Origin of the sequence: Longimycelium tulufanense, from assembly GCF_014645795.1 — a bacterium.
GTDB lineage: Bacteria > Actinomycetota > Actinomycetes > Mycobacteriales > Pseudonocardiaceae > Longimycelium > Longimycelium tulufanense.
Window position 1 is genome coordinate 52,322 of sequence record NZ_BMMK01000014.1, and the last position, 13,763, is coordinate 66,084.

Below are 13,763 nucleotides of genomic sequence, written 5' to 3' on the forward strand. Positions count from 1 at the left end.
GGTGCCTAACACCAGCCGCCGATCGCGTGGTGTAGCGACGGAAACCATGGGCTGAGACCTGGGTCACGCCTACTTTCGGTAGTCATGGAACCGCATTCCGCAACCCTTGCCGGCCGGCGGGCGCTCGTCACCGGTGGGGCGACCGGAATCGGCGCCGCCATCGCCCGCCGGCTGGCCGCCGCGGGGGCCGATGTGATCGTGGCCGACCGAGACCTGCTGCGGGCCGATCGGGTGGCCGGCGAGATCGGCGGGGCGGCGGTGCACGTCGACCTGTCCGACCCGGATGCGGCCACCCCGCTGGGCGTGGGCGCGGACATCGTCGTGAACAACGCCGGGTCGCAGTACAGCGCCCCGGTGCACAGCTTCCCGCCGGAGATCTTCGCCGAGCTGGTCCGGGTGATGCTGGAGTCACCGTTCCGGATCATCCGGTCCGCGCTTCCCGGCATGTACCAGCGCGGCTGGGGCCGGATCGTGAACATCTCCTCGGTGCACGGGCTGCGCGCCAGCGCCTACAAGGTTGGCTACATCGCGGCGAAACACGGTCTGGAGGGGTTGTCGAAGGCGGTGGCGGTCGAGGCGGCGCTGCACGGGGTCACGTCGAACTGCATCTGCCCCGGCTTCGTGCGTACTTCGCAGGTGGAGCAGCAGATCGCGCACTACGCGGAGGCGCATCGCATCCCGCGCGAACAGGTTCTCGACGACGTGCTGCTGGCCCGCTGCCCGGTGAAACGGCTGGTCGAGCCGGAGGAGGTGGCCGACCTCGTGGCGTGGCTGTGCGGGCCGCACGCCCACACGATCACCGGTGCCTCCTTCACGATGGACGGCGGCTGGACGGCGAACTGACGCCCCCGGGCGGCTAGCGGCGCGAACGGCGGTACCGCGGCCGGGGCGGGTGTGTGCCCTCGGGTGCCGAGCCGAACACTGTCGCCGGCGGCATCCGAGTGATCGTGTGGCGCCGTCGGTCGTCCGTAATGCGGGTGCGGCCGTCTCGTGACCTCGAGGGGCTGACCACGCCCGTTCCGCTCGACAGAATGCAGCAGTGACCGAGATCACTGGCGAGCTCTACCGCAGGGTGATCGCCGCGCTCTGCGAGATCTGCTCGCCTGATCACGCGCCCGGTACCGATCACCGCGAGCTGTCCGCGCCCCTGCAGGACCCGCGGGCCGGCGAGCTGCCGGCTGGCGAGCTGGGTGGGCTGGCCGCGGCGGTGCGCGACGCGGAGCGCGTGCAGTCCTGGCTGCACGGGCTCACCGGTCTGAACGTGATCTTGCGGGCCAGGCTCGCCGCGGTCGAACGGGCCGCCGCCGCGCACGACCGGTTCGCCGGTCTCGTGCTCGACGGCGCGGGGTTGACCGAGCTGGCCCAGGCGGTCGTCGACGTGCTCGGCGGGGCACTGCTGGTGCGCGACTCCGACGGCGTGCCGCTGGCCGTGGTCGGCGACCTGGTCGGGCTGGACGAGCTCCCGGCGGTCGCCACGGACCCGGCCGCGCGCACGGAGCGGCTCGGCCGCGCCTGGCGGGCCCCGGCGACCGCCGGGGACGAGGTGCTCGGCGACCTGCTGCTCGCCGGCCGGGCCGAGCTGGCAGGGACGGACCTGCACATCCTGGAGCGCGCCGCAGTGGCCACCGCGCTGCTGTTGCTCCTGCGGCGCACGACGGCCGTTGCCGAGGAGCGGGTCCGGGGCGAGCTGTTGACCGACCTGCTCGCCGACCCGGAACGCGACCTGCTCGCGGTGCAGGACCGGGCCCGGCGGCTCGGGGTCATCCTCGACAACGCGCATTGCGTGGTGGTGCTGGAGACCGACGTGCCGCGGCAGCGGCTGGGACAGGCCGCCGCGCACCACGCGCGGCTGCTGGGTGGGCTGGGAGTACAGCACCACGGCCGCGCGGTGCTGCTCCTGCCCGGACGGGACGCGGGAACGCTGGCGCGCCGCTCCGCCAAGGCGTTGGCCACCACGCTGCAGCGCCGGGTCACCGCGGGGGCGGCGGGGCCGGTGCGCGGGCCGTCCGGGATCCCGGCGGCGCACGGGGAGGCCGAGCGGTGCCTGCGCGGGCTGGTGGCGCTGGGCCGGGTGGGGGAGGCGGCCTCGGCCCACGAGCTCGGCTTCGTGGGGCTGCTGCTGGCCGACCGCGCCGACCCGGCCACCTTCGTCCGCGCCACGCTGGGCGCGGTCCTGGACTACGACGCCAGCCGCGGCACCGAGCTGGTGCGCACGCTGCGCGCGTACTTCGCCAGCGGTCGCAGCCCCGGACGGGCCAAGGACGTGCTGAACGTGCACGTCAACACGGTGGTGCAGCGGCTGGAGCGGATCACCGGCCTGCTCGGGCCGGACTGGCAGCAGCCGGACCGGCTGCTGCAGGTCGAACTGGCCTGCCGGCTGCTCGACCTGTTGCCCCCGACTGCCACGCGGTAACTGCGCGCCTGGACAGCGCTTGGATGGCCGCAATGGCCGCAATGGCCGCATCGTGGAGCGCGGCCGGGCCCTGATGACGATGGGCTCGACCAACCCGGTAGCAGCCAACACCAGCTCAGCCGCGGACGAGCAGGGTGTCGTGCGGTGGCATGGCCGGCCGGTCAACCCGCAGACGCGGCCGGCCGCCTTCGGGCCGGCCCGCCGTCGTGTTGGTGGCCCACCCGGGCGGCTTGCCGGGCCGGGCCAGCTGCCCTCAGCGCCCGAGCCGACCCCGGCCGAGCCGCAGCAGCAACAACGCCAGTTCCCGGCCCTCGGGGCCCAGCTCCCGGTAGCGGGCTAGCACGTCCATCTCGCGGTTGTAGACGATGCGGGTCCCGCCGGCCGCCATGCGCGCGGCGCCGATCAGTCGGGACACCTCGCTGCGGCGCTTCACCAGGCGCAGGATCTCGGCGTCGAGCGTGTCGATCTCGGTCCGCAGCTCGGCGATGTCGGACATGCTCGGGGCGTCGTCCCCCGCGTCTTCGGGGGCGCCGTTGTCGAGCTTGGCGTCCATGGGTCTCCTCCGGCTCTGCCAGTCCTGGAGCCTGCTGTCCCGGAAGCACGACACCCCCGGGTCCGCGGACTCCGGGGGTGACGTCGTGGTCTGTGTCGTGCCTACGCGACCACGGGCACCGGAGTCCGGCACCCGTAGTAAAACTCGAACACGCGCTGCGGCACGTCGTCAGTTTGCCACATCTCCCGCGTTGTGGGCGGGAACCGCCCGCAAGGTGGGACGGGGAACACGGCGTCCTGGTTGCCCCTGCCCGGCCGTTCCGCGCTGGGCAACAGGGAGCGGCACGCCGCGTCGAGCGGGGGCGCGACGAGTACCGTGGACAGACGATGAGCGCCCTCTTCGAACCCGATGGCTCGACCCCGCGAGCGGGTCTCGCACTCCCGCCCGGTGCCCCGGACCACTCTTCCGCCAGCGCCGCACCGCCGGCCAAACCGGACCCGGACGCACTGCTGGACGGGCTCAACCCCCAGCAACGCGACGCCGTCCTGCACGCCGGCTCCCCGCTGTTGGTCGTGGCCGGCGCTGGCTCGGGCAAGACCCGGGTGCTCGCCCACCGCATCGCCTACCTGCTGGCCGCCCGCGGCGTGCACCCCGGCCAGATCATGGCGATCACCTTCACCAACAAGGCCGCGGCCGAGATGAAGGAGCGGGTTGTCTCCCTGGTCGGGTCCCGCGCGAACGCGATGTGGGTCTCGACGTTCCACTCCATGTGCGTGCGCGTGCTGCGGCGTGAGGCGAAGCACCTGGGCCTGTCGTCGAACTTCTCGATCTACGACGCCGACGACTCCCGCCGCCTGGTTACCCTAGTCTCGCGCGAGCTGGACCTGGACCCCAAGCGGTATCCGGCACGCGCGCTCGCCGCCCACATCTCCAACCTGAAGAACGAGCTGCTCGACCCGGAGGACGCGGCCGCCCGCGCGGGCAACGACCTGGAGCGCCGGGTCGCCGAGGTCTATGCCTCCTACCAGCGCCGGCTGACCCTGGCCAACGCCCTCGACTTCGACGACCTGATCATGCGCACGGTCGGGTTGCTGCAGGCGTTCCCCCAGGTCGCCGGGCACTACCGGCGCCGGTTCCGGCACGTGCTGGTCGACGAGTACCAGGACACCAACCACGCCCAGTACGTCCTGGTGCGGGAACTGGTCGGCACGGAACCGGGAGAGGGCGACAGCACCGTCCCACCGGCCGAGCTGTGCGTCGTCGGCGACGCCGACCAGTCGATCTACGCCTTCCGTGGCGCCACGATCCGCAACATCGTGGAGTTCGAGCGCGACTTCCCGAACGCCCGCACCATCCTGCTCGAGCAGAACTACCGCTCCACACAGACGATTCTCAGCGCCGCGAACGCGGTGATCGCCCGCAACCCCAACCGCCGGGACAAGCGGCTGTGGACCGAGGCCGGCGACGGCGACAGGATCGTCGGCTACGTCGCGGACAACGAACACGACGAGGCCGCCTTCGTGGCCGCCGAGATCGACCGGCTGGTCGACTCCAGCGAGGCCCGCGCCGCCGACATCGCCGTCTTTTACCGCACCAACAACCAGTCCCGGGTGTTCGAGGAGGTGTTCATCCGGCTCGGCCTGCCCTACCGCGTGGTCGGTGGGGTGCGCTTCTACGAGCGGCGCGAGGTGCGCGATGCCCTGGCATACCTGAGGGTGCTGGACAACCCGGAGGACACGGTCAGCCTGCGCCGGATCCTCAACGTGCCCAAGCGCGGCATCGGCGACCGGGCCGAGGCGTGCGTGGCCGCACACGCCGAACGGGAGCGGATCTCCTTCGCCGCCGCACTACGCGAGGGTGCGGCGGGCAAGGTGGCGTTGCTGAACCCGCGGTCGCAGAAGGCGATCGCGGCGTTCGTGGATCTGTTCGACGAGCTGCGCGAGTTGGTGACCTCCGGGCAGGACGTGGCCGAGGTGCTGGAGGCGGTGCTCGACCGCACCGGCTACCGGGCCGAGCTGGACGCCAGCGACGATCCGCAGGACGGGACGCGGCTGGACAACCTCAACGAACTGGTGAACGTTGCACGCGAGTTCACCGAAGACGTGGCTGCCGCACCGCCCGCCGAGGACGGGTTGCCCGAGCCGGGCTCGCTGGCGACGTTCCTGGAGCGGGTGGCACTGGTGGCCGACTCCGACTCGGTGCCGGACTCCGAGGACGGTGTGGTCACGTTGATGACGCTGCACACCGCCAAGGGCCTGGAGTTCCCGGTCGTGTTCTGCACCGGCTGGGAGGACGGGGTCTTCCCGCACCTGCGCGCGTTGGGTGAGCCGGCGGAGCTGGCCGAGGAGCGGCGACTGGCGTACGTGGGGATCACCCGGGCACGGCAGCGGCTCTACCTGTCGCGGGCAATGGTGCGCTCGGCGTGGGGGCAGCCGATGACCAACCCGGCGTCGCGGTTCCTGGACGAGCTCCCGGCCGACCTGATCGACTGGCGGCGGGTGGAGCCGGAGCGGTCCGCGCCCACGGCCGCCACCCGGTGGGGGCGGCGGGCCGAGGTGGGTGGGGGTGACTCCGCGCAGGCGGGGGTGGCCGCCGGCGGCATGCGCTCCACGCCGTTCAAGGGGTGGCAGGAGACGCCGGCGCTCAACCTCGAGGTCGGGGATCGGGTCAACCACGACAAGTACGGCTTGGGCACGGTCGTGGCGACAGAGGGCAGCGGGCCGCGGGCTACCGCCACGATTGACTTCGGCTCGGCCGGCACGATCCGGCTGATGCTGATCGGCGGCGTGCCGATGCAGAAGCTCTGACAACCTCGGCGGGGGTTTGGGGCGGTGGCCCGACGTCCTACTCGCTATCGAGCGACGCCACCGGCTTCCGAGATCATGATGTTCGGAGCCCCGGCGCGGAACACGCCGCCACTGGTGCGGCACGGGCCGGCGAGGAACCCGCGCCGCACCAGCGATCTCGTGGGCAGCAGGCTCAGCTCTTGAGCGGCTCGGCGGAGACCGTGTAGGTCACCTCGACCTCGCCGAACTGGCCCTTGATCTTCTGGACGAAGCGGCCGGGCCTGTGTTGCGGCGTGCTCCAGGTCGCCCTGCCCTTGGCGACCTCGTCGTCCTTTTCGAGGATGCTCGCGTCGTAGTCGGTCAGGTTGACGTTGACGTACAACGAGCCGCCACCGGTCACCGACCGGTCATCCAGTGGCAGCGTACCGCCGGGCCCCACCTCGACGACGTTGCTGTCGTTGCGCTGGAACGCGAAGGTCTGCACGCTGCCGTTGTCGAGGGACACCGAACCGTAGATGTCGGCAGGGTTCTCCCCGTCCGCGTTGAGGATCTTGACCTCGTTGACGGTGAGCCGGTACCAGTCCGGGGCGACCCGGTAGGTCACGTCGACCTTGCCGTTCTTACCGGTGACCCGCCGGGTGTGTGTGCCGAGCGAGTCCTTTGCCGGGTCCCAGGTGATCGTTCCGTTGGCGACCTCGTCGTCGGGATCGAGCACGGTCTCGTCCCAGTCGATCAGGTTGACCTTGATCGCTGCCTTGCCCGGCACCTCGATCGCGGTGTGCTTGACCGGAAGCGCGTCACCCGGACCGGCCTCCACCGCCGATCCCTTGCGGTCGACCGCCTTGAAGGCGCTCACCTTCTGCGATCCGCTGATGAGGGTGATTTCGCCGTAGATGTCAGCGGGGTTCTCGCCGTCGGCGTCCCCGATCCGGACGGAGTCAACGATCAGCTTGGGAGGAGCGGGCTTGGACAACACCTTCGGCTCGGTACACGCCGCCGGCGTGTTGCCCGAGGCGTCCCGTTTCTGCCGGGCCGAGGTCGATCCCAGGCCGCAGAGCATCCCGAGCGAGAAGGTTCCCCGGTTCAGCTCCACTCCGAAGTTCTGGTTCTCGGCGCCGTCGTGGTAGTTCGACGCGCGCGCGATCGGGTAGGGGCCGCGATTGGCGTCCGGCTGCCCCTGCCGGTACCGGGCGCTGGAGACCGCCTGGTCCCAGATCGGCGTCGGCAGGCCCCGCACGATCCGGACCGGCACCGCGTACTGGATGAGTTCCGGGGCGATCGACCCGCGGGAGGCCCACTCCGCCTGGTTGCCGTAGAGCCGCAACGCGTCGCTCGTCGCCTGACGGACAGCTGGTGAGCCATTGCGGTTGGCGGCTTCGAGGCTGGCCCGGACGTCGTAGAAGTTGCGGTCCGGGCGGATGATGTACACCCAGGGCGTGCGTTCGGGCCGGCCGCCGCCGGCAGGGCTCCACAGTCGGCCCGCGTATCCCATGACGTAGTTGACGTCGGTGGACGTGGAAACGAAGTTGGTCGTGCCGTCCGCCTGCCGAACGCTGCGGCCCGAGACGTGGTCGAGCAGGTTGTCGTTGGCGCCCGAGCCAGGTACCTCGAACCCCTGACCGAAGATGTCGTCGGGGGAGCGGGTGTCCACCCGGTAGACGCACTGCGGCTGGTCGTTCACCGGTGTGCAGTCGCGCAGCTGGGACGGCGTGGGCGTCTGGGCCTGGGCGGCGCCGAGAAAGGTCGCCTGGGCGGTCAGCGCCAGCAGTGCCGCAACCGGGACTGCCCAGAGTTTGGTCCGATTGATCATTCTTGTACGTGCCTCCCTGCCCCGGCCGACTTCGGCCGAGGACGGCGATTGTGCAGGGGCGGGCGTGAAATTCGCCCGGAATAGCTTAGGTCGGTCGAGGTGGCCGGGCCAGAGCGGAATACGTGCGCAGTCCCACGCCATTCATCAGTAGTCGCGCAGGATGGACGTGTCGCGACACGGAAACATATGAATCCCGCAGAGTAGACTCCGGGGTGGCGCACGGTAGCCGGCCGGATGTGCCGGGTAGTGCGGCGCGGAGCGGATTTTTCCTGCCGCCGCAGGGATATGGCCCGGAACCTCAGGGGCTGGCAGTGTCGTAGCCGACGTCACCCCGTGCCGGTCAGGGCAGGTTTCGGGACAATAATCAGGAATTCGAAGGAATCGGTGTTGTCGAGAGCTCCGGTGTCATCTTCTTTATCTATGATCCGGCCCGCGATCTCCGTGTGGAACGCAAGTTCCCGTTCGTGCCGATCATGTTTGGCGACCACTGATATCCGGTCCCGGGCTCGGTCGCAAGGAGGGATATCGGTTGACCGTCGGACCGACGACGGCCAGCTACTCCTCGTGGTTCCTTCGAGGTCATCGGGAGATCGGTGGCAAGCGGGTGGACATGCTCCTGTACGCCGCGATCAGGCGGACCGGCGAGTGTCCTCGGGTCGGGCGTCGACGCGGGTGCGCTGCGCCGTTCGGGTGGTTCGAACAGGGGTTCGATTACTGGGCTCCGATTCTGTCGGTGGTGTCTTGTTTGCTGGGTCGTGAGCCGGGATGCCGGACGCCGCTTGGGGGTGCGTCCGGCACCCGGCACGGGCACCGACGAGGAGATCACCGGATGGCACGAGGAGCGGCACCACTGGCCGACGCGATGCGTTGCCGCGCAAGGGTGATCCGAAGGGCATCCAGTCCGCACCGGAGGCAGTTGAGGAAGCGTCCGCAACGCTGGACAGACGGCGTCACACCGACCATCCGGCCGCGTGATCGGCACGTCGAGGTGGGGTCAGCAGCAGACCCGCGCGTCTTCCTCGCCGCGATCGGCCGAACCGTGCGATCAGACCTGGATACCGCGCTCCGCGAGCCAGGGCACCGGGTTGATCTTCTTGTTGCCGGCGTTCCAGACCTCGAAGTGCAGGTGTGGTCCGGTGGAGAAACCGCGGTTGCCCATGGTGGCGATCTGCTGCCCGGCGGCCACCTTCTGCCCGACCCGCACCAGGGTGCGGTCCACGTGCCCGTAGACGGTGATCGTGCCGTCCTTGTGCTGCACGCGCACCCAGAGACCGAAGCCGCTGGCCGGACCGGAGTCCAGCACGATTCCCTCGGCCACCGAGTAGATCGGGGTCCCGATGCGGTTGGCGATGTCGATGCCGTAGTGGAAGGTGCCCCACCGGCCGCCGTAGCCGGAGGTGAAGATGCCCTCGGCGGGCCGCACGAACAGCGGCTTGCGCGCCTCGGCCTCCCGGGCCGCCCGCTCGGCCTGGATCCGGCCGGTCTTGGCGAGCTTCTGTACCTCCACGGTGGGGTCGCCGGCCGGGGCGGCGACCGGCAGCACCTCGGGCGCGGGCGGCGCGCCGCCCACACCCATCGCCGCGGCCGCGTCCCGGCCGTTGGCCAGCGGGGTGACGCCTTCGGTGGTGCCGTTGCCCGAACTGGGGGTGGTGTCCAGGGTCTGGCCGGCCGCGGCCAGCGCGCCGGCGGCCACCGCGGCCACCATGATCCGGCCACGCAGGGCGTGCGGAGGCGGGGGGAGCCGATGCGCGCCCCGGCTTCGGGACGGCGTCTTCCGCAGCGCCTCGTCGAGTACCGGGGTCTGACCTTCGCCGCCGGGGGAGCGGTGTCGAGCCAAGGCTGCCCTTCCGTCTTCGGGGAGTCCGGTCGGACGCCGGGCGGGGGATCCCGGTGAGTCGATGGGGGTAACCGACTCGATGTCCTCGTTGTGACCGGACCGTGACAACGGACCGCAGGACAGTAACCAAGGGAAAGCCCCGAGGGCAAACCCCCGAGTGGAGCATCTGCCGATCGGGGTGCGTGTCGACCGCTTCTACGATCAGCTATTACGCAAAGTAGTCGCGAGATCGCGGTGTGATCCGCGTCTCTGCCCCGTGTCGCCCACTCGCTCTTCCGTCTCGTGAGTGAGGGTGGTGACAACGAGTTTGATCACCTCGGTGTCGAAGGGCAGCGAGAGATGCCCGACATCACGCAGCCGGTGCATCTCGACCGTGAGATCCGGGTGATCCAGGCGAGCGTTCCGTGGCGGCAGCACGACCTCGTCCAGCTCGCTCCACACCGCCACGAACCGGGTCCGGCAGCCGCTCGCCGCCCCGGCCAGCTCGATGAGCAACCGCGATCCGGGCCGCAACTGGCGGGCGAGCCGGGTCGGCAGCAGGTGCGCGGTGACGGTGCCGCGGTGCGGGGTGCCCAGGGTGACCAGGGTGCGTACCGATCGGTCCCCGCCGAGGCGCTGCACGTAGTAACGGGCGATCAGGCCACCGAGCGAATGGCCGACAACGTGCACGTGATCGCTGCCGGTCAGCTCGCGTACCCGCTCCACCTCGACGGCGAGCCGGCGAGCTGCCTGCCGCACGTCACCCCGCACCGCGGTGAGGACGCTGTAGTTCACCGCGTACACCAGCCCGAAGCCCCGCTGCCGCAGTGCCCGCCCGAGCATCGCGAACGCCGAGCGGTTGTCGATGATCCCGTGCACCAGCACGATCGGGGTGCTCGCCGCGGCCAGCGCGGAGACCACCAGGCCGCGCTGGGTGGGAGACAACTCGTCGGTCCGGTAGTGCCGGTACGTGCCGGATCGCTCCACGGGCGCGGATCGCGCGCCCCACGGATAGAGCACCGCGTGGGCGGCCAGCGAGGCGGCTTCCACCGCCAGAGCGCGCAACGCGCGAGGACGGGTCATCGACCGTGCGACGAGCTGGGCGGTGCGCGTCACCGTGTCAACCAGGGACGAGGCCGCCGTGCGGCCCCGCAGCGCGTCCTCCCGCCGCGCCGCGGAATCGGACAGGTCGAAATCCCCCACCCGAGTGACGGTAAATGATCGAGTTCGCTTCGGCAGCCGATATACCGGTTCCGGGGCGGAACCGACCCGAAACCGAAATATGGTCCGCACCCGGGTGAGCCATCGATGAGTACCTCTCTCGGGTGCGGTCGTGGTTGCTAGCGTCGCCACCGATGACCACGCGGCGCACGAACCAGGGCGACCCGGCCTCCCGGCGGCCGGGTGGTGCCGGTGGAGCCAGGCCGATGACCCGCCGGCAGCGGGATGCGCGACGGACGTCGTCGTCCCCAGGCCCGGCCGCACAGACAAGGGTGCAGGTCGATCCGCCCGCGGAGCCCGTGTCGGCGTTACGCCCGGCGCTCGGTGTCGCCGTGCTCGCCGCGCTGCTGCAAACCGCTGGGCCACTGCTCGGTGTGGTCAACGGCTACGAGCCCGCGTTCCTGTCGTGGCCGTTGCTCGGGCTGCTGGCTGCCGCGCCCGTGGTGCTCGCCGGGTGGCTCGCCGCGACCGGACGGACCGCGATGGCCGCCGGGGTGCTCGCGGCGCTGGCGTTGTTCGCCCCTGGCCGCGTGCTGACCGACCTGCAGGCCGGTCTCGACCCGATCAACGGGGCCCGTCCTGACCTGCTTCTGCCCACCAGCCTCGAGCCGGTGCCGGTGGCCGCCGGGATGCCCGTGCTGGTTGCCGGACACGTGGCGATGGCAGTGGCCGGCGTGCTCGCGACGCGGGTCCTGCCTCGCACCACCGGTACTGCCCGGCAGGGCCTCCTCGCACTTGCCCTGACCGCCAGCGTGGTTGCCGCCACCGGCCTGGCATTGCCACCGTTCGACTCCGACGACCCGTACCTGCTGCCGCGCTTCGTGGCCGATCTGCCTCTTTGGCCCGCGGTTGGGGTGTTGTTGCTGGCGCTTGCCGTGCCGGTGTCGGCGGCTTTGATGACGGGCGCGCCTGACGTGGACGCGGCGAGGGGCGGACTGTTCGGCACCGCGCTCGCGACGACGGCCGTGGCCGGTCCACCGCTGGTCGCGACCCTGCTGCTGCCCGACATCCACCCGACGGGCGGGCCGATCCTGGCGCTGCTCGCGGCTGCGGCGCTTGCTGCGCTGGCGCTCGCGGCCGGCCGGGAGACCGCGGAGGCACCGGGGGATGCGGGGGATGCGGGGGATGCGGGGGAGATGGCGCTGCCGGCCGCCTCCCGGCTGCATCTGCTCGCCGGTGCGCTCGCCCTGGCTGCTGGTGGCGCCGCTGTGGCCGGGGCGTTCCTGCCGCAGTTGACCGTAATGGGGGGCCTTGAGGCGCCCGCGAACTACGCGGCCCGACCGCTGGTCCCGGCGGGCCTGCTCGTCGCGGCACTGGGTGTCGCCCTGCTGATCCGGGCCTGGGCGGCCACGGTGCGGCCCGCGCTTGCGGTCGCCTGGGTTGCCGTGCCGCTGGCCGCGGCCGGCGCCCTGGAGAACGCCCTGACGGCGGTGGACGTCGACGTGGTCGACGTGTCGGTGGGACCCGGCCCGTGGGCGGCGGGACTGGCCGTCGTGCTCGCGGTGACGGCCGGGGTGTGTGCCGCGCTGGCCGGCGGCGTGGAGCGGGACGACGTCGACATCACCGCGCTGTCCGTGGATCCGAAGGTCGCCTGGACCGCCGGGGTGGCGGTGGTGCTGGCCGCCGGTGCGTTCGGGCTCCCGGCCGTTGCCGGCCCCGACTACGTCTCCGCCGGCCTGGTGACGCAGTTCCGAACCTCGTCGTGGGGGTTGCTTGCCGGGCTGGTCGCGGTGGCCGCCGCGTGCGTCGTGGCGGCTCGCAGCCGGCCGGTCCGGGGCGCCGCACTGCTGCTCGGGGCGGCCGCACTGGTCGGTGTCCGTCTGCTGGAGCTGCCGTTGACGGCGGGACGGGTGGCCGGGGCCGGCCCGGCGGGCGGGGTGTGGTTCGGAATCGCCTGCCTGGTTGCGCTGCTGGCTGCCGCCGCGATCTCTGGCGCTCGGTCTCCCCGCCCGGGCGTGTGACGCGTTACTCTCCGGCTGGCGGCTGTGGTTAGCGATCGTTCGCATCGTCGACCGCGGCGGCGGGGACGCCACGCGGGCGGTGCACGACTCCGCCGGGGTGGAACCACGGTGAGGACCCGCCGTGGGTGGGGCTTTTCGGCCCGGCGGAGGTGACCGGGTGCGGACGGCCCGCGGGAGCACAGGAGGGAAGCCATGAGCGGTCGGATCCGTGTCGTCGTGGCCAAGCCGGGGCTGGACGGCCACGACCGGGGGGCGAAGGTGGTCGCCCGGGCGTTGCGGGACGCCGGCATGGAGGTCATCTACACCGGGCTGCACCAGACGCCGGAGCAGGTGGTGGAGACCGCCCTGCAGGAGGACGCCGACGCGGTCGGGCTGTCGGTGCTGTCCGGCGCGCACATGACCCTCTTCGCGAAGGTGCTCGACCTGTTGCGGGAGAAGGGCGCCGAGGACGTCGTGGTGTTCGGCGGCGGCATCATTCCGGAGGAGGACATCCCGCTGCTGGCGGAAATCGGTGTGGCCAAGGTTTTCACCCCGGGCGCGCCGACCCAGGAGATCGTGGACTGGGTGCGCACGCACGTCGGTCAACCCACGGGCGCTTGATGCCCTGTGGTCGGTGTCTGTCAGCACCGGCCTGACGGATGTTCGGCGGCACCTGCTTCGGCGCGCTGAACTCGCACGACACCGACAGCATCTACGGACGACGGAAACCCTTACCTCGCCCCGATTTGCCGGGCCCCCGCAGGGACCGCGAACCCTTGCTGGCGGAAACCCCGCTCACCCCGGAATCTCGCCGCAACAACAAGCCCGGGTGGCATCTCTTTCTTCGGTGGTGTCACCGATCCCGGCCTGAGAGACACCACCTCGTTCCCCAACCGCCGACACCTGATGCCCGCACCATCAACCCCAGTGCGCCCTTCCCGGCCACCGTTGTGCCACAAGAATTGCCCCGTCGCGGACAAGTCCGTCCATGGCGCGCGCTTCCCGGCACCCGACGCCATCCGTCGAACAATCGCCGACCACGCGCGTGCACCCCACGCTCCCCCCCGGCGGCCTCCGAACTCCACACCCGGGCACACCAGGAGCCACCGCGCGGCCGAGTCGTGCATCACCCACCGCGGCCACGCCTGTGCGGTAGCCCCATACGGAGGCTGGAGCTGCGAACCAGACGTGCAGGTCGCATGCTGGAGGCGCACTTACCGCGAGCGGCCAACCGCGTTCCGTCGAGGTGTCGTCGCTCACGGTGACGGACCTCACCGAGCACGA

General features: G+C 71.3%; 9 protein-coding genes. 5 read left to right on the top strand and 4 right to left on the bottom strand.

Features of this window, described 5'->3' with window-relative positions:
* Nucleotides 1–84: 84 nt before the first annotated feature.
* On the top strand, nt 85–843 hold the full coding sequence (locus IEY55_RS15800) for an SDR family oxidoreductase (protein WP_189058513.1): 759 nt from the start codon (nt 85–87) through the stop codon (nt 841–843).
* Nucleotides 844–1,039: 196 nt separating this feature from the next.
* On the top strand, nt 1,040–2,413 hold the full coding sequence (locus IEY55_RS15805) for a PucR family transcriptional regulator (RefSeq protein ID WP_189058515.1): 1,374 nt from the start codon (nt 1,040–1,042) through the stop codon (nt 2,411–2,413).
* A 253-nt stretch (nt 2,414–2,666) separates the two neighbouring features.
* On the opposite strand, the gene IEY55_RS15810 is transcribed toward IEY55_RS15805, so the two are convergent.
* Complete coding sequence (locus IEY55_RS15810) at nt 2,667–2,966, bottom strand: chorismate mutase (RefSeq protein ID WP_189058516.1); 300 nt, start codon at nt 2,964–2,966, stop codon at nt 2,667–2,669.
* A gap of 326 nt (nt 2,967–3,292) precedes the next feature.
* Between IEY55_RS15810 and pcrA the strand changes: the two genes are divergently transcribed.
* On the top strand, nt 3,293–5,713 hold the full coding sequence (gene pcrA, locus IEY55_RS15815) for a DNA helicase PcrA (protein WP_189058518.1): 2,421 nt from the start codon (nt 3,293–3,295) through the stop codon (nt 5,711–5,713).
* A 172-nt stretch (nt 5,714–5,885) separates the two neighbouring features.
* Here pcrA and IEY55_RS15820 read toward each other — a convergent pair whose 3' ends face one another.
* From IEY55_RS15820 to IEY55_RS15830, 3 genes are all read right to left on the bottom strand, one after another.
* The gene (locus tag IEY55_RS15820) at nt 5,886–7,502 is read right to left on the bottom strand and encodes a hypothetical protein (RefSeq protein WP_189058520.1); all 1,617 of its coding nucleotides are present in this window, start codon (nt 7,500–7,502) and stop codon (nt 5,886–5,888) included.
* 1,045 nt (nt 7,503–8,547) lie between these two features.
* Nucleotides 8,548–9,339 (bottom strand): M23 family metallopeptidase, encoded by a 792-nt coding sequence (locus tag IEY55_RS15825; RefSeq protein ID WP_229686432.1) that lies wholly within the window; start codon nt 9,337–9,339, stop codon nt 8,548–8,550.
* Nucleotides 9,340–9,540: 201 nt separating this feature from the next.
* On the bottom strand, nt 9,541–10,521 hold the full coding sequence (locus IEY55_RS15830; RefSeq protein WP_229686433.1) for an esterase/lipase family protein: 981 nt from the start codon (nt 10,519–10,521) through the stop codon (nt 9,541–9,543).
* A gap of 152 nt (nt 10,522–10,673) precedes the next feature.
* Here IEY55_RS15830 and IEY55_RS15835 point away from each other — a divergent pair, with 152 nt between their 5' ends.
* Nucleotides 10,674–12,500 (top strand): hypothetical protein, encoded by a 1,827-nt coding sequence (locus IEY55_RS15835; RefSeq protein WP_189058522.1) that lies wholly within the window; start codon nt 10,674–10,676, stop codon nt 12,498–12,500.
* A 192-nt stretch (nt 12,501–12,692) separates the two neighbouring features.
* The gene (gene icmB, locus IEY55_RS15840; protein ID WP_189058524.1) at nt 12,693–13,100 is read left to right on the top strand and encodes a coenzyme B12-dependent isobutyryl CoA mutase small subunit; all 408 of its coding nucleotides are present in this window, start codon (nt 12,693–12,695) and stop codon (nt 13,098–13,100) included.
* Nucleotides 13,101–13,763 lie beyond the last annotated feature (663 nt).